Here is a 15964-nt window from a genome sequence, read left to right on the forward strand (position 1 = left end):
AAGATTCTACAAGGTTCGGCAGATTGCCCAGGCTTGTACGGAGCGGGCACCCGCACGAATTAACAATTGTGAAGCTTCATGCAGCGTTGTGCCCGTCGTGATCACATCATCGAAAATCGCAACATGTTGATCGGTAAAATCGCCCCGCAATTGAAAGGCATGCTTAATATTGGTTTTCCTCTGGGCGGCAGATAAGCCCCGCTGCGAGAGTGTAGCACGTGAGCATTGCAAAAGGTCTGGCTGATACGGACATTGCAGCCAGCGCGATAGAGGCTGAATCATTAATTCAATGTGATCGAAACCGCGTTGCCAACGTTTTTTGCTGTGCAGGGGAATACCCAGAATATGATCGGGTTTGTACCAGCGGCCTTCACGATAGCCTTGCAACCAATGCAGCAGGAACAGACGCGCCAGGACTGCCGCGAGTTGCGGCGTATAATGATACTTATATCGCCGGATAAGCTGGCTTAATGGTGGCGTATAATCTGTAATCGCGATCAGGAATTGCCATGGCGGGGGATATTTCAGGCAGCGCCCACAGGGAACATTTCCGGATTCAGAAGGCAATGCGCAGCGTGGGCAAACATGTTGCAGTCGTTTTAATTGTTGATGGCAAACGTGACAGATTCCGTGATGGGCAAAATACAAATTTTGATGGCATAGCCAACAGTATCCAACCATTGTTAGCATAGTAACCTTCCTTGGTGATATTCCTTGATGATAAAGAAAGTGAGAATAACAATGAATCAGTTGTTTTGGCAGACAATTGGTGATGCACCACGTGATCTTGTGATGCTGCATGGTTGGGGATTGAATGCCGAAGTATGGCGTTCAGTGGAAATGCGCTTGGCTCCGCATTTTCGTTTGCATCTGGTGGATTTGCCGGGTTATGGTCGCAGTCAGCCATATCCTGCGATGTCACTGGCGGATATGGCGGATACGGTATGGCAACAAGCACCAGAAAAAGCCCTGTGGTTGGGCTGGTCTTTGGGCGGATTAGTTGCCAGCCAGATTGCACTGGATCATCCTGAGCAGGTTGCTGGTTTGGTGACAGTAGCTTCTTCACCCAAATTCAGTACAGATGGAGATTGGCCGGGTATTAAGCCTGCGGTATTGAGTGCATTTGAACATCAATTAAGTGCAGATTTTCAGAAGACAGTTGAACGTTTTCTGGCTTTGCAGACCTTGGGGACAGAGAGTGCGCGTCAGGACGCCCGTGTACTGAAATCTGTGGTTTTGAACCATCCAATGCCGACAGTGGATGTACTTAATGCGGGGTTGGAAATTTTACGTACTGATGATTTAAGGGCGGAACTGTCACAGCTTCAATTACCTTTCCTGCGAGTTTATGGTTATCTTGATGGGCTGGTGCCGCGCAAGATCGTTGCACAGCTTGACAGAGAATGGCCGAATACACATTCCGTTATTATGCGAAATGCCGCCCATGCCCCTTTTATTTCTCATCCTGATGAATTTGTTGAAGTATTAATGGATTTTACTTCCAGCATGGGATGGTAAATGCTCAACATTACCCATAACCATTAATGGCTATGGGTAATCGTTATGGATAATCAGCCGTTTTATCCGGTGCGCCGTAAAACCCCGTCCTTCAGAGGGTGTCAATTGCCGGGATAAACTTCGGTCACAATTTCGGGTGTATTAACGATAGTATCGAGGACAGGGCAATGATTTTCGACAAAAGCAATAAAATCACGGATCTCTTGTTCGGTATTATCTGCATCAATATAAAACTTGGAGGTAATTTTGGAAAATCCTAATTTGGCGTTTTTATTTTTGCCCATGAAACCATCGGTATCCAATTCTCCTTCTACTTTCACCTGAATATCGTTCAAATTAATTTTATGCTTGCGGGCAAAACTTTTTGCGACAATACATTGGCATGCACCAAAAGCAGACAACAACGCTTCTATGGGACTCATCGCCTCATCCGTTCCCCCCAGGCTTTCCGGCTCGTCTATGTGAAAGGTAAAATCCCGTGATGAACATTTCATTTTGAGACGACCAACTGACTCAACTGTTGCGGTAAATAACTCTTTAGGCATATTACTATCCTCAGGTTATTAATATCAGGAAATTGTGTATCAAATAATAAGGAAGAGATATTTACTTTTCAATTTGTTTGTCATAAATGAATTTGTTTTTTGTATGACTATTTTTTTGTTTAATATTGAGTGAGATACTTTGGGTTACACCATGGTTTTATTACTAAGTTCCAATATAAAAACAGGTTATTACTTGCTAATGAGGGATTTTTATTTGGGAATTCAAGTAAAAAAAGAATATATCATATTTATTGCCTTCATCACTGTTTTCCCGGCACAGCTATATGTCGATGTATTTACCTGCACTACCGTTGATTACTTATTTTATGGGGGCGGCGATGATCGGCGCTATTGCCAGTATATTGCCAAGTCAGTACCGCAGGATGACGGCGGTTTTAATACTTGGCTTGGCTGTAGAAGTACTAATCTGTGCTGTTTACTCTGATTTGGCAAAAGATGAAAAAGTTAAATGAGCCGTGAGCTTCAAACAAAAATGACCTGCCTGATAAGTTTGATCAGGCAGGCTATCCTTTAGCGTTTACAGAGACAGATGCTTAGCTTTTGATTGGCAGTTGATAAATCTTCGAACCGCATTTCTGCGTTTCCGGGCACTGCTTGCAGCCGCCGCTGAGGCAGGAAGAAGCATCCACTTCCTCCAGTTTACCCATTGCGACAAGCTGCTTAAGCATGGCTTCTACCATCGGCAGTGGTGCTGAAAACTGAGAGCTTAATGACCTTGCGTCAGTACGCCCATTAAGGGCAACGGCGTTTCTAATTTCCAGCAGACTTATCATCTATCGCTCCTATTAATCGCTAATGGCAGTTAATGGCAGTTGCCGTTTGAGCATTCGCAGTTACGATCGGTGGTGTTATTGAACGTGACGGTCACTCTGCTGCGTGCACGGCGCAATCCAATAAAAACCAGAACGTTAAACAGGATCACGGCCAGAATTGTTATCAGGCTGCTTTCTGGGTGGGCAGAAAACGTTGTCGCCTGATAAAACAATGCTGCGAGTGAATAAGCGACGTTCAATCCCCACAGGATGGAGAAAGCCATCCAGCCACGGCTGGTTTCACGTGCAATGGCTCCCATGACGGAAACACAGGGTACGTATAGCAGTACGAAAATCAGGTAACTGTAAGCAGAAATGGCAGAGCCAAATTTGGCGCTCATTGTTCCCATAGAACCGCGATCCATATCCCCATCGCCTTTGCTGGCTTCTATCGGGTTGGAAAGTGCGCTTAAGGTAAAAGTTTCTTTCAGGCTGTCCCAAGTTTCCGCAACAGCGTCTTTCAATTGAGCCGGCAAATTGAATTCATCCGGGTCGAATGGTGCCTGAGTGATGTTTTCTGCGGTGTACAGGGTGTTCAGCGTTCCAACAACAACCTCTTTGGCCATTGCTCCAGTGATAAGCCCGACAGTCGCCTGCCAGTTATCAGAATGCACACCGATGGGCTGTAATACTGGCGTGATCACTTTACTGACAGAAGCCAGAGCTGATTGGTTAATGTTATCCACGGCTTTACCTGAGAAGGAGAAGCTGTTCAGAGCGCCAATGAACATACTTGCCGCGACAATGACTTTACCTGCTCGTATCACAAAACCTTTCAGTCGCTGCCATGTCTGGAGCAGCAGGGTTTTAGTATGTGGAACGTGATAGACCGGCAGTTCCATCACAAATGGTGATGCTTCACCACGCATCAGGGTGTATTTGAGCAGCAGCCCTGTCAGGATGGCGATGACAATCCCCAATATATACAGAGAGAAAACGATACTTGCTCCATTTTTGCCGAAGAAAGCGGCTGCAAAGACAGCAAAGATCGCCAACCTTGCCCCACAGGACATAAACGGTGCCATCATGATGGTAATCAAACGCTCACGAGGGGCATCCAGGGTTCTTGAACCCATCACGGCAGGTACATTACAACCAAAGCCAACAATCAGGGGCACAAAGGATTTACCCGGCAACCCCATGGCCTGCATCAGCCTGTCCATAACAAACGCGGCGCGCGCCATATAGCCTGAATCTTCAAGGAAGGAGAGGAACAGGTACATCATGCCAATCTGGGGAACCAACGGCAGTACCGTGTTGATGCCGCCACCAATACCTTGGGCAAGGAAAACCGTCAGCCAGTTCGGGAAATGGAGAGTATGACCAAGCCACTGCATTCCATCAATGAAAATGGCGGCAGAAGCCCCTTCGAAGATGGGTTGCAAAGCGCCGCCAATATTGATAGCCAGCACAAACATCAGGTACATGACAAACAGGAAAATAGGCAGACCCAACCAGCGGTTCAGGATAACGGTATCCAGTATTTGGGTCAGTTTGTTTGGTATGGCTGATCGGGTATCAATGACCGCCAGACATATCTCACTAATCGTCTGATAGCGTGCGCCCGCAATGATCAGGTCGGGTTCTTCAATCTGTTGCTGTTGCAGGCGAGCCTGACTTTCAGCTAGCTGTATCTGAGTCAGGCCGGAAATCCCACGGCTGTAAATATCCCCTTCTAGTACCTGCAAAGTCAGCCAGCGACGCTGCTGTGGGCTGAACGTCTCCGCGACTTGGCGTGAAAGATGGGAGACTTCCTGTAATAGTGAATCAGGATATTCAACCTGCACAGGTTTAGCGTTTTGCGGGTATTTAGTTTTTTGCCGGTGATCATCAATGGTTTTTTTCAGTACATCGATCCCTGTGGCACGGGTTGAAACCAGTGGGATAACCGGGCAGCCCAGGCGCTGTTCCAGTGCCGCAACATCAATATGGATACGCTGGTTTTGAGCGATATCCAGCATGTTCAGCGCAATGATGCAGGGAATGCCCAGTTCAATCAATTGCAGTGAGAGATAAAGATTACGCTCCAGATTCGACGCATCAACAACATTGATCAACATATCCGCTTCACCACTAAGGATATAGTGACAGGCAATCTGCTCATCGATGGACGTTTGCTCAGAAATGGTGGTGAGAGAATAAGTGCCGGGAAGGTCGACAAGATCGACCTGATGGTTATCGGTGGTAAAGTGGCCGGTTTTGCGTTCAACCGTAACACCCGCCCAGTTTCCCACGCGTTGGTGGGAACCAGTAAGCTGGTTAAAAAGTGTCGTTTTGCCGGCATTGGGATTACCAATCAGGCCTATGGTTAATTGTTTCATCATACTTTTGTCAATCACAAAATCTACCAATCACTAAGTCTGCCAATCACGAAGTGACTTTCGTACTTTAGCTATATATTTAGTACTCTAGTTATACTTTAGTACTGCGGTTATCAAAGTGTGTGGGTGATAGTTATTCTGAACTGAATCAACTGAGCGCTTTGTTAGTTCAGATCTTCATTCAGCATGAGAAATGCTAAGTCTTGTTTACGAAGGGTAAGGTTGACCCTGCGTGTTTCGATTTGTATTGGATCGCCTAATGGAGCAAAGCGAATAACCTGAAATGTTGAACCCGGTAACATGCCGAGTGACAATAATTTTTGTCGGTAAGCTGGGCTGATCTCTGGAGAAAATCCCAGAATTTTATACTTGCGTTCTGGAATAAGAACCATATAACTCTCCATTTTGACTGAAAAAATAAGTGATTATAAGAATTATTATCCTCAATAAAGGGAATTTCACAAGGAAAAAGTACGGTAATTTCTCTGAATTCTAATTGTTAATGATAATAATATGCAACTGCAATATTGGTTATTTATCCTGAATAGTGTGGAAACAAATTGATATTAATCAAGTTAATGGTGATTTTATTGAAAATAAATAATTACCAGGAATATTTAATATTCGGAAAAAAATTTATTTATTGATAAGCCCCGTTAATAAACGGGGCTTGTTGATTTCTATTTTATTATTAATTTGATGAATGATTGGCTTTTATTAATCTTTCGGCGGGTAACGCAGTTCACTCAATGGAACCTGAACACGGGCATCATCTTGATGCTGGCTCCAGGCAGCCGAGTCGTATACCCACCATGCCTGAATTTCCAATTCATAGAAACGGCGTATGGCATGGCCTTGATAATCACTGATAGGGCGCGACTTTTTCTTTCTGACATTTGCATCAGGATAAGTTTTTAAGAAAAAGTAGTCATAGGTTTCCTGTAGTTGTTCATCGGGGACTTGGCGAGCGTAGCCAACGAATTGAGCGCCCGCCAGATCCAGCGATGAATCAGGCGTGACCCGACTACTGTAGATTGTACCGCTGACACGGGGATTGATATGTAATTCCCGCGAATGTCGGGTATCTTGCTTTGAGTACCAGATCAGTGTCAGTGGATTGTATTTCGGAATATAGAACATCGTCGATGACCAGACAGAATCTGCATCCGGATCGTGAGTGGAAAGGCCGAAGAAACGTATATTGCTGAGTAGATTAAAACTGCTTTGGACATATTTATTCATGGTTTTTCCTCAACAGTGTGTATTCGTTCTTTATACCTAAAAACCGAAACCCATTGGGTATAAGAACATTAGGATATTATGGATGATTTATATTTTTATATTATTCAATAAGTTCCCATTATGATGAGATTTATTGCGAAATGAATTATACGGAGTATTAGTTAAAATATGCAGGTGTAGTAACTTATTCAAATTTATTACATCAGTAATAAATAGAATCATTATTATGAAAATAATAGCTTTTTTACGTATAACCAGTAAAGGCATTTTTATCCGGTGTGCCGTAAAATCCCTCGTCTTTCAGAGGATGCTAATTCTTTTTTGAAAGATCCTGAACTGGCACAATGGCACCAGTTCAGGAAATTATTTACGTAATCTAACGTTTCTTCGTTAATTAACGTTTGCGCTGATTAACGTTTTTTATTAAAGGCTGCCGCTAATGCGTCACTCATAGCGCTGTTAGCTAAAGGTGCAGAACCGGAGCGCGAAATATGGCGGTTTCTGCCATTGCCGCTGCGGTTATTGCGACCTTGGTCATTGCTATCCTGGCGGTTACCACCTTGAGAGCCGCGGCGTACTTGTGTTTCACCAGGTTGCTCATCAAGACGCATGGTCAGTGCAATACGCTTGCGGTTGAGATCAACATCCATCACCTTCACTTTGACGATATCGCCCGTTTTCACCACGGTATGGGGATCTTCTACAAAGCGATCGGACAGAGAGGAGATGTGCACCAAGCCATCCTGATGGACACCGATGTCAACGAAAGCACCGAAATTAGTGACGTTGGTGACCGTACCTTCCAAAATCATGCCCGTACGCAGATCATTCATCGTTTCAACCCCGTCAGCAAAAGTCGCTGTTTTAAACTCAGGGCGCGGATCTCGGCCCGGTTTTTCCAGCTCTTTCAGAATATCAGTGACGGTTGGGAGACCGAATTTTTCTGTCGTGAAATCCTGAGCACTCAGGTTACGCAGAGAAGCAGGATTGCCCATCAATTCAGACAGGGTCTGCGCGGTTGTTGTCAGAATCTTCTCAACGACCGGATAAGCTTCTGGGTGAACAGTTGATGTATCCAGCGGGTTATCACCCTGATTGATGCGCAGGAAGCCCGCACATTGCAGGAAGGCTTTTGGCCCCAGACGGTGAACTTTCAGCAGTTCGTCACGGTTGTTGAAACGACCGTTCTCATCACGCCAGTTAACGATATTCTGGGCAACATTACGGCTCAGGCCGGCAACGCGTGTCAGCAAGGCGACGGATGCCGTATTCAGGTCAACACCGACGCCGTTTACACAGTCCTCAACCACATTATCCAGTTTTTTGGCAAGCTGGATTTGGCTGACATCATGCTGATATTGACCCACACCGATGGATTTTGGCTCGATTTTTACCAGCTCTGCCAGTGGATCTTGCAGGCGACGGGCGATGGAAACCGCACCACGCAGGGAAACATCCAGTTCAGGGAATTCCAGTGCGGCCAGTTCAGAGGCGGAATAGACGGATGCCCCCGCTTCGCTGACCACGACTTTCTGTGCAGTAACGTCAGGATACTGTTTTTGCACGTTGGCAAAGAAACGCTCTGTTTCACGGGAAGCCGTACCGTTGCCAATGGCGACCAGCTCGACTTGATGCTTGGTGCACAGTGCTGCAACGGTCGCAGCCGCTTTGTTTTCCTGACCCGTGTGTGGGTAAATGGTATCGGTGGCGATAAGCTTACCTGTTGCATCAACAACGGCGACTTTCACCCCTGTGCGCAAGCCCGGATCCAGACCCATCGTTGCCCGCATACCCGCCGGTGCGGCCATCAGCAGATCATGCAGGTTACGGGCGAATACGTTGATGGCTTCGTCTTCGGCTTTCTCGCGCAGTGTGCCCATCAGTTCGGTTTCAAGGTGCAACAACACTTTGATGCGCCATGTCCAGCTCACCACTGCTTTGCGCCAGCTATCAGCCGGTGTATTGTTCAGGCGCAGATTAAGGTGATCGGTAATAATTTGCTCGCAGTAGCTCTCTTTTGGCGCTTCCTCAAATTGAGGGTCGGCGTTCAAAGAGAGTTGCAGGATACCCTCATTGCGTCCACGGAACATGGCAAGGGCACGGTGGGAAGGAACAGCCGCGATGGCTTCGTGATGATCGAAATAATCACTGAATTTAGCGCCTTCTTCCTCTTTGCCTTCGACAACTTTGGAGACTAAGTGGGCATTTTTCCACAGATAATCGCGGACTTTTGCCAGCAGTGCCGCATCTTCGGCGAAACGCTCCATCAGGATATAACGAGCGCCATCCAGTGCCGCTTTGGTATCAGCGACACCTTTGTCAGCATCGACATAGGCCGCTGCCGCCAGTTCAGGCTCTTGCTGCGGATCTTGCCATAGCAGGTCGGCCAGAGGTTCCAATCCGGCTTCAATGGCAGTCTGCCCACGGGTACGGCGTTTAGGTTTATATGGCAGGTACAGGTCTTCCAGTTCGGTTTTGCTCAATGTCGCATTAATCGCGTTTTCCAGCTCAACGGTTAACTTTCCCTGTTCCTCAATAGATTTCAGAATAGTCTGACGGCGGTTGGATAGTTCGCGTAGATAACCGAGACGGTTTTCGAGCTGGCGGAGCTGCGTGTCATCCAGACCACCGGTGGCCTCTTTACGGTAACGGGCAATGAAAGGAACCGTATTCCCTTCATCAAGCAGAGTAATGGCGGCTTGGACTTGCTGTGGTTGAGCCTGTAGCTCACCGGCAATGATTCGACTTAAAGATTCATTCATGGTCTGTTTTCTTCAACTTTCTTAGCGCCTGTAGATATCGTCGGATATCATCAGGCAGAGCCGGATAGGATCAAATTTCATCTGAAACAATATCGGCATGGTTCAAACTGGCTCCATTTATACGTGCTGAGCGCGATAATTTCCAGTTTAGCGCGATATTTCGGTCATGTTGCGACAGAATTCATCGAATATCTTCTGGGTTGAGATATAGTACACCGCCATTAATCATCTTTTCTCAAGTGAGTTTTTTCATGGCCAAGAGTCACTACATTACCCGGGAAGGTTGGCATGCGCTTGATCAGGAACTGAAATATCTCTGGAAAGTTGAACGACCTAAAGTCACTCAGGCTGTTTCAGATGCCGCTGCGTTAGGGGATCGTTCAGAGAACGCAGAATACATTTATGGTAAGAAAAGGTTAAGAGAAATTGACCGTCGGGTGCGATTCTTGTCCAAGCGTCTGGATGTCCTGAAAATTGTTGATCCTGATCCGCGGCAAGAGGGAAGAGTCTTTTTTGGGGCATGGGTGAAAGTCGAAAATGAAAATGAAGAAGAACATATTTTTCGGCTGGTGGGACCGGATGAATTTGAGCCGGCCAGGAAGTGGATTTCCATTGACTCTCCCGTGGCAAGGGCGTTACTTGGCAAGCAAACTGATGATGAGGTTACGGTGATGACACCCAATGGCATCGTGACGTATTGGATACTGGAAATCAGCTATCAGCCTTTAGCATAAATCATGGCGGTTATGTGACCTAAAAGGAAAACAAGGAGAGAAAACCTAACCATAAGCAATTATTGCCAATGCCGTTAATGGCCTTAAAATACATGCGGTTAGTCTCTATTGAATTATGGGTTTTCTGTGAGAGTGATGGATATCGCGGGCATGGAGCATCTTGGGAGCTGAAACATGCAAGAGAGTTATAAAATCCTTGTTGTTGATGATGATATGCGCTTGAGGGCATTATTGGAGCGTTATTTATCTGAGCAGGGATTTCAAGTTCGTAGCGTAGCAAATGCAGAGCAGATGGATCGTTTATTGACCAGAGAATCTATTCAGTTGATTGTCTTGGATTTGATGTTGCCGGGCGAAGATGGATTATCTGTTTGTCGAAGATTGCGAAGCCAGCATAATTCGATTCCGATCATCATGATATCCGCCAAAGGGGAAGAGGTTGATCGCATTGTTGGCCTTGAAATCGGCGCGGATGATTACCTTGCCAAGCCTTTTAACCCACGTGAGCTGTTGGCACGCATGCGGGCTGTTTTACGTCGTCAGGCGAATGAATTGCCGGGAGCACCGGCATCGGATGATGCCGTCATCAAATTTGGAAAATTTAAACTTGATCTCGGAACACGCGAAATGTTCCATCAAGATGAATTGCTGTCTTTGACCAGTGGGGAATTTTCAGTACTGAAAGTTCTGGTTTCCCATCCTCGTGAGCCGTTATCACGGGATAAATTGATGAGCCTGGCACGGGGGCGGGAATATGGTGCAATGGAGCGCTCCATTGATGTTCAGGTTTCCCGACTGCGTCGTCTGATTGAAGAAGATCCCGCGCATCCCCGCTATATCCAGACGGTTTGGGGATTGGGCTACGTTTTTGTTCCTGATGGAAGCAAGGTATGAAAAAGCTTTGGCTTTCGGTGCTCGCCTTGTTTCCCCATATCTTATCTTTGTCGCTGGGCTGCCTGCTGATCAGTTATCTGGTCGCCCAGTGGTTGGCAAAGCTGGAAGCACTATCATTCAACGTGGTGTTTCCTTATCTCTTTATCGGGATTTTTACGTCTGCATTGTTAGTATTTGTGGTGTTCTGGCGATATCTTTACATCCAGAAGCAATCCCTCAAAACAATACAAAAAGCAGCAATGGATATGGGGCAAGGGAGAAGGGTAGCACCCTTGCCGGAGAGGGGAGCACCCGCCATGCGCGCGCTGATTAGCGCCTTTAATCAGATATCCGTGGGGCTGAAATCACAAGAAAGTGTCCGGGCCGTATTGATAGCCGGAGTGAGCCATGATTTGCGTACTCCACTGACCCGCATTCGGTTGGCAATGGAAATGCTGGAGGGAAACGATGATTTTCTCACGGAATCCATTCATCGGGACATTGAGGAATGCAACGCCATTATTGATCAGTTCATTGACTATCAGCGGTCAGGGCAAGATGTACCGCTGACACGCTGTGAATTGAACGAGCTGCTCGAATCGGTCATTGAGTTTGAAACTGCCATTGAAACAGAACAGCGCTGTGCGGCAGCTATTGAAAATAATTTATCTTCCCGCCCGATTTTTGTTTCAGCTAACCCGCTTTCCATTAAGCGTGTATTGGTCAATATGTTGACTAATGCCCAACGTTATGGAAATGGATGGATTCGAATCAGTAGTGGTTCAATAGAAAGATTTGGTTGGTTTCAGGTGGAGGATAACGGCAAGGGAATGACGAAAGAAGAGACCGCCAACTTGTTCCAGCCATTCATTCAGGGAGAGCGGATACGCAATATTTACAATAATGGTGGCGCAGGGCTGGGGCTGGCAATTATCCGCCGCATCATTGATATCCACGAAGGGTATATCGAAGTGGGAGAAAGTGAAAAGCAGGGGCTATCTATTCGCGCCTATATTCCTTTGAATGAAAAACAGTTACCCCTTGAAAACGGCTTGTCATAAAAATGTCATAATTCATACATTTTACTGTCATTGAATTCACCTATTTTCCTTCCTGATCCATTTCTTAACCTAAAAACCAGATTGTCGAAGATGTCTGACACTTGTTTTTAATTAATGATGCGTATCCCAGCAGGAGGGAATATGAAACCAATGCGTACCACCGTGGCAAGCATCATGGCCGCCGTATTTGCCATGACATCCCTGTCTTCATTTGCTGCTACCAGCTTGACGGGGGCAGGTGCGACATTTCCCGCACCGGTATATACCAAGTGGGCGGATTCTTATCAAAAAGAAACGGGCAGTAAAATCAATTACCAAGGCATCGGCTCCTCAGGAGGCGTGAAACAGGTTATCGCCAATACCGTTGATTTTGGTGCTTCTGATGCGCCGCTTTCTGACGAAAAATTGGCGGCCGATGGTTTGTTCCAGTTTCCAACCGTGATTGGCGGCATTGTGCTGGCGGTAAACATTTCCGGTATCAAACCGGGTCAGTTGATTCTGGATGGCAGAACCCTCGGCGACATCTATCTGGGGAACATCAAGAAATGGAATGATCCCGCTATTGCAAAATTGAACCCTGACCTCAAACTGCCGGATCAAAACATTGCCGTAGTGCGGCGTGCGGATGGTTCAGGCACTTCCTACGTTTTCACCAGTTACCTGTCTAAAGTGAATAACGACTGGAAAGAAAAAGTCGGGGCAGGTTCGACCGTCAAATGGCCAACCGGCTTGGGTGGCAAAGGCAATGATGGCATTGCAGCCTTTGTGCAACGCCTGCCCGGTTCGATTGGTTACGTTGAATACGCTTATGCTAAGCAGAATAACCTCGCTTACACCAAACTGGTTTCAGCAGATGGCGCAGTATTGGCACCTACGGCAGAAAATTTCAGTGCGGCAGCAAAAGGGGCGGATTGGAGCAGCAGCTTTGCCCAGGATTTAACACACCAGAAAGGCGATAATGCGTGGCCAATTACCTCCACCACTTTCATTCTCATCCACAAACAGCAGGCAAGTGCCTCGAATGGCGCTGAAGTGCTGAAATTCTTCGATTGGGCTTATGACGAAGGCAAAAAACAGGCGAAAGATCTGGATTACGCCGTTCTGCCGAAAGAAGTCGTCACTCAGGTACGTGCCGCATGGAAGAGCAACATCAAAGACAGCAGTGGCAAACCGCTTTATTGATGGGCGATGGAGCTGTTTTATTGAGGGAGCTGTTTTACTGAGGAACCTGTTTTATTGAGGAATATTGTTAAACCTCCCCCTTTCGAGGGGGAAATAACCCAAAATGAGCCTAGATGAGAATGAAGCGTATGGCCGAACGTAAAACGGCATATAAAACGGTATTGAAAGCACCGAGTAAAAATGGCGACATTATTTTCAGTGCGCTGGTCAGATTAGCGGCTGTGCTGACCTTACTTCTGCTCGGTGGCATTATCCTTTCGCTGATCATTGCTTCCTGGCCAAGTATACAAACATTTGGTTTTGCTTTTTTGTGGAGCAAAGATTGGGATGCACCCGCTGGGGTGTTTGGTGCACTGGTACCGATTTATGGCACATTGATGACGTCATTAATTGCCCTGATTATTGCAGTTCCGGTGAGCTTTGGCATTGCCCTGTTTCTGACAGAACTGGCGCCAAATTGGTTGAAGCGTCCATTGGGCGTGGCGATTGAACTGTTGGCAGCGATCCCCAGTATCGTTTACGGCATGTGGGGGCTGTTTGTCTTTGCTCCGCTGTTTGCCACCTATTTCCAGCAACCCGTCGGTGATGTGTTATCAAGCATTCCCATCGTGGGAGAACTGTTTTCCGGCCCTGCCTTTGGTATTGGCATTCTGGCCGCGGGCATCATTCTTGCCATCATGATTATCCCCTATATCGCGTCTGTCATGCGTGATGTATTTGAGCAGACGCCCGTGATGATGAAAGAGTCAGCCTATGGGATAGGCTGTACAACATGGGAAGTCATTTGGCACATCGTCTTGCCTTATACCAAGAACGGGGTGATTGGCGGCGTTATGTTGGGGCTTGGCCGGGCGTTGGGGGAAACTATGGCTGTCACCTTTATTATCGGTAACACCTACCAGCTCGACAGTTTGTCTCTCTACATGCCCGGAAACAGCATTACTTCCGCCTTGGCAAATGAATTTGCCGAAGCTGAATCTGGCCTGCATACCGCGGCCTTGATGGAGCTGGGGCTGATCTTGTTTGTGATCACCTTTATTGTATTGGCATTGTCAAAATTGATGATTATGCGTCTGGCAAAAAATGAGGGGCGCTGAGATGACAGTCAACAATAATAACCAACAGCCTCATTTGGCTGGCTCAGTACGTGAAGCCGGTATAGTCAATGAAGTGGATATGAAGCGCCGCCGTCGTATGCAGTCATGGCGTCGTCAGAAGAACCGCATGGCATTGATGCTGTCTATGGCGACGATGGCGTTTGGCCTGTTCTGGCTGGTTTGGATTTTAATCTCTACCGTGACTAAAGGCATTGATGGTATGTCGCTGGCGTTGTTTACCGAAATGACGCCACCGCCCAATACAGAAGGGGGTGGGCTGGCAAATGCCATCGTCGGCAGTGGCCTGCTGATATTCTGGGCAACTGTCTTCGGCACGCCATTGGGCATTATGGCGGGGGTTTATCTGGCGGAATATGGCCGTCGTTCATGGTTGGCAGAGATAATCCGCTTTATCAATGACATCCTGCTTTCGGCACCTTCGATCGTTGTCGGGTTGTTTGTCTATACGGTGGTCGTGACGAAAATGCAACATTTCTCAGGCTGGGCGGGAGTGATTGCATTGGCGCTGTTACAAATCCCTATTGTTATCCGTACGACGGAGAACATGCTGAAACTGGTGCCGGATAACCTGCGTGAAGCGGCTTATGCACTGGGAACACCGAAATGGAAGATGATTTCTGCCATTACATTGAAAGCGTCAATGTCAGGCATTATTACCGGCGTCCTGTTAGCCATTGCCCGTATCGCTGGTGAAACCGCGCCGTTGTTATTTACCTCGCTTTCCAACCAGTTTTGGAGCACAGATCTCAGCCAGCCAATAGCGAACCTGCCGGTCACTATCTTTAAGTTTGCCATGAGTCCATTCTCTGACTGGCAACAACTGGCGTGGGCCGGGGTATTACTGATTACCTTGTGTGTATTGCTGATTAACATTGCAGCGCGTGTGCTGTTTACGAATAAGAAGCACTAATTTTTATATAGGTAACGAGAAGCACTGATGAATAAGGTTAATGACATTGCAGTAAACAATATTTCAGTAAACAATATTGCAGTAAAAAATATCGCAGGAAGCAAAATTCAGGTACGCGATTTGAACTTCTATTACGGCAAATTTCACGCGCTGAAAAACATCACGTTGGATATTGCACAGAATAAAGTTACTGCATTCATCGGGCCGTCAGGATGTGGTAAATCCACATTGCTGCGCACTTTCAACAAAATGTATGAACTGTATGGTGAGCAACGAGCAGAAGGTGAAATCATGCTGGATGGCACCAATATTCTGATGGATAAGCAAGATATCGCCTTGTTGCGCGCCAAAGTCGGGATGGTATTCCAGAAACCGACGCCATTCCCGATGTCAATTTACGACAATATTGCTTTTGGGGTGCGCCTGTTTGAAAAGCTGCCAAGGGCTGAAATGGATGAGCGAGTCCAATGGGCACTGACAAAAGCGGCCTTATGGAATGAAACCAAAGATAAGCTCCACCAGAGCGGATACAGCCTTTCCGGCGGTCAGCAGCAACGCTTGTGCATAGCCCGGGGCATTGCTATCCGCCCGGACGTTTTATTGCTGGATGAGCCTTGTTCCGCACTTGACCCGATCTCTACCGGACGTATTGAAGAGCTGATTAGTGAGTTGAAATCGGAATATACCGTCGTGATTGTCACTCATAATATGCAGCAGGCGGCGCGTTGTTCTGATTACACGGCATTTATGTACCTCGGTGAACTGATTGAATTCAGCGATACAGACAGATTGTTCACCACACCAAAGATGAAGCAGACTGAAGATTATATTACCGGCCGTTATGGCTGATTCGGCATATCAATGG

At 46.8% G+C, this 15964-nt stretch carries 16 protein-coding genes; 9 read left to right on the forward strand and 7 right to left on the reverse strand.

The features are described 5' to 3' along the window. Nucleotides 1-6: 6 nt before the first annotated feature. Nucleotides 7-690, reverse strand: a complete 684-nt coding sequence (gene gntX, locus Xmir_RS02525) for a DNA utilization protein GntX (RefSeq protein WP_099112887.1) — start codon at nt 688-690, stop codon at nt 7-9. 51 nt (nt 691-741) lie between these two features. On the opposite strand from gntX, the gene bioH reads away from it, so the two are divergent. Next, nucleotides 742-1518: a pimeloyl-ACP methyl ester esterase BioH gene (gene bioH / locus Xmir_RS02530; RefSeq protein ID WP_099112888.1), complete on the forward strand. Its 777-nt coding sequence runs from the start codon at nt 742-744 to the stop codon at nt 1516-1518. 101 nt (nt 1519-1619) lie between these two features. Here bioH and Xmir_RS02535 read toward each other — a convergent pair whose 3' ends face one another. Beyond that, complete coding sequence (locus tag Xmir_RS02535) at nt 1620-2063, reverse strand: OsmC family protein (RefSeq protein ID WP_099112889.1); 444 nt, start codon at nt 2061-2063, stop codon at nt 1620-1622. A 284-nt stretch (nt 2064-2347) separates the two neighbouring features. Between Xmir_RS02535 and Xmir_RS02540 the strand changes: the two genes are divergently transcribed. Then, nucleotides 2348-2536, forward strand: a complete 189-nt coding sequence (locus Xmir_RS02540; protein WP_145956860.1) for a hypothetical protein — start codon at nt 2348-2350, stop codon at nt 2534-2536. Nucleotides 2537-2617: 81 nt separating this feature from the next. Here Xmir_RS02540 and Xmir_RS02545 read toward each other — a convergent pair whose 3' ends face one another. From Xmir_RS02545 to Xmir_RS02565, 5 genes are all read right to left on the reverse strand, one after another. Continuing rightward, nucleotides 2618-2857 carry a FeoC-like transcriptional regulator gene (locus Xmir_RS02545; RefSeq protein WP_099112891.1) on the reverse strand — a complete coding sequence of 80 codons (240 nt, stop codon included), beginning with the start codon at nt 2855-2857 and terminating at the stop codon, nt 2618-2620. A gap of 29 nt (nt 2858-2886) precedes the next feature. Beyond that, nucleotides 2887-5217 carry a Fe(2+) transporter permease subunit FeoB gene (gene feoB / locus Xmir_RS02550; protein ID WP_099113071.1) on the reverse strand — a complete coding sequence of 777 codons (2331 nt, stop codon included), beginning with the start codon at nt 5215-5217 and terminating at the stop codon, nt 2887-2889. Between the two features lie 164 nt (nt 5218-5381). Next, complete coding sequence (feoA, locus tag Xmir_RS02555) at nt 5382-5609, reverse strand: ferrous iron transporter A (protein WP_099112892.1); 228 nt, start codon at nt 5607-5609, stop codon at nt 5382-5384. 325 nt (nt 5610-5934) lie between these two features. Then, nucleotides 5935-6459 (reverse strand): pyridoxamine 5'-phosphate oxidase family protein, encoded by a 525-nt coding sequence (locus Xmir_RS02560; RefSeq protein WP_099112893.1) that lies wholly within the window; start codon nt 6457-6459, stop codon nt 5935-5937. Between the two features lie 410 nt (nt 6460-6869). Beyond that, nucleotides 6870-9221, reverse strand: a complete 2352-nt coding sequence (locus Xmir_RS02565; RefSeq protein ID WP_099112894.1) for a Tex family protein — start codon at nt 9219-9221, stop codon at nt 6870-6872. Between the two features lie 251 nt (nt 9222-9472). Here Xmir_RS02565 and greB point away from each other — a divergent pair, with 251 nt between their 5' ends. The 7 genes from greB to pstB all read left to right on the forward strand — a co-directional run bounded on the left by greB (nt 9473) and on the right by pstB (nt 15948). Beyond that, the gene (gene greB, locus Xmir_RS02570; protein WP_099112895.1) at nt 9473-9955 is read left to right on the forward strand and encodes a transcription elongation factor GreB; all 483 of its coding nucleotides are present in this window, start codon (nt 9473-9475) and stop codon (nt 9953-9955) included. Nucleotides 9956-10129: 174 nt separating this feature from the next. Next, nucleotides 10130-10849: an osmolarity response regulator transcription factor OmpR gene (ompR, locus tag Xmir_RS02575; protein WP_099112896.1), complete on the forward strand. Its 720-nt coding sequence runs from the start codon at nt 10130-10132 to the stop codon at nt 10847-10849. Next, complete coding sequence (locus Xmir_RS02580) at nt 10846-11889, forward strand: ATP-binding protein (RefSeq protein WP_099112897.1); 1044 nt, start codon at nt 10846-10848, stop codon at nt 11887-11889. Before ompR ends, Xmir_RS02580 begins: the two co-directional genes overlap by 4 nt. Before the next feature lie 141 nt (nt 11890-12030). Beyond that, nucleotides 12031-13071, forward strand: coding sequence for a phosphate ABC transporter substrate-binding protein PstS (gene pstS, locus Xmir_RS02585; protein WP_099112898.1), 1041 nt, complete (start codon nt 12031-12033; stop codon nt 13069-13071). 128 nt (nt 13072-13199) lie between these two features. Then, nucleotides 13200-14168, forward strand: a complete 969-nt coding sequence (gene pstC, locus Xmir_RS02590; protein ID WP_099113072.1) for a phosphate ABC transporter permease PstC — start codon at nt 13200-13202, stop codon at nt 14166-14168. 79 nt (nt 14169-14247) lie between these two features. Then, nucleotides 14248-15099, forward strand: a complete 852-nt coding sequence (pstA, locus tag Xmir_RS02595) for a phosphate ABC transporter permease PstA (RefSeq protein WP_099113073.1) — start codon at nt 14248-14250, stop codon at nt 15097-15099. A gap of 27 nt (nt 15100-15126) precedes the next feature. Beyond that, complete coding sequence (gene pstB / locus Xmir_RS02600) at nt 15127-15948, forward strand: phosphate ABC transporter ATP-binding protein PstB (protein ID WP_167385926.1); 822 nt, start codon at nt 15127-15129, stop codon at nt 15946-15948. Nucleotides 15949-15964: the final 16 nt, after the last annotated feature.

This window comes from Xenorhabdus miraniensis, from assembly GCF_002632615.1.

Bases quoted from the DNA above. Each gene is read 5' to 3' on its own strand.
- Xmir_RS02565 (WP_099112894.1), bottom strand. From the start codon at position 9,221: ATGAATGAATCTTTAAGTCGAATCATTGCCGGTGAGCTACAGGCTCAA.
- Xmir_RS02560 (WP_099112893.1), bottom strand. From the start codon at position 6,459: ATGAATAAATATGTCCAAAGCAGTTTTAATCTACTCAGCAATATACGT.
- greB (WP_099112895.1), top strand. From the start codon at position 9,473: ATGGCCAAGAGTCACTACATTACCCGGGAAGGTTGGCATGCGCTTGAT.
- pstS (WP_099112898.1), top strand. From the start codon at position 12,031: ATGAAACCAATGCGTACCACCGTGGCAAGCATCATGGCCGCCGTATTT.
- pstB (WP_167385926.1), top strand. From the start codon at position 15,127: ATGAATAAGGTTAATGACATTGCAGTAAACAATATTTCAGTAAACAAT.
- Xmir_RS02535 (WP_099112889.1), bottom strand. From the start codon at position 2,063: ATGCCTAAAGAGTTATTTACCGCAACAGTTGAGTCAGTTGGTCGTCTC.
- Xmir_RS02580 (WP_099112897.1), top strand. From the start codon at position 10,846: ATGAAAAAGCTTTGGCTTTCGGTGCTCGCCTTGTTTCCCCATATCTTA.
- feoA (WP_099112892.1), bottom strand. From the start codon at position 5,609: ATGGTTCTTATTCCAGAACGCAAGTATAAAATTCTGGGATTTTCTCCA.
- Xmir_RS02545 (WP_099112891.1), bottom strand. From the start codon at position 2,857: ATGATAAGTCTGCTGGAAATTAGAAACGCCGTTGCCCTTAATGGGCGT.
- bioH (WP_099112888.1), top strand. From the start codon at position 742: ATGAATCAGTTGTTTTGGCAGACAATTGGTGATGCACCACGTGATCTT.
- gntX (WP_099112887.1), bottom strand. From the start codon at position 690: ATGCTAACAATGGTTGGATACTGTTGGCTATGCCATCAAAATTTGTAT.
- pstA (WP_099113073.1), top strand. From the start codon at position 14,248: ATGAAGCGCCGCCGTCGTATGCAGTCATGGCGTCGTCAGAAGAACCGC.
- Xmir_RS02540 (WP_145956860.1), top strand. From the start codon at position 2,348: ATGTCGATGTATTTACCTGCACTACCGTTGATTACTTATTTTATGGGG.
- feoB (WP_099113071.1), bottom strand. From the start codon at position 5,217: ATGAAACAATTAACCATAGGCCTGATTGGTAATCCCAATGCCGGCAAA.
- pstC (WP_099113072.1), top strand. From the start codon at position 13,200: ATGGCCGAACGTAAAACGGCATATAAAACGGTATTGAAAGCACCGAGT.
- ompR (WP_099112896.1), top strand. From the start codon at position 10,130: ATGCAAGAGAGTTATAAAATCCTTGTTGTTGATGATGATATGCGCTTG.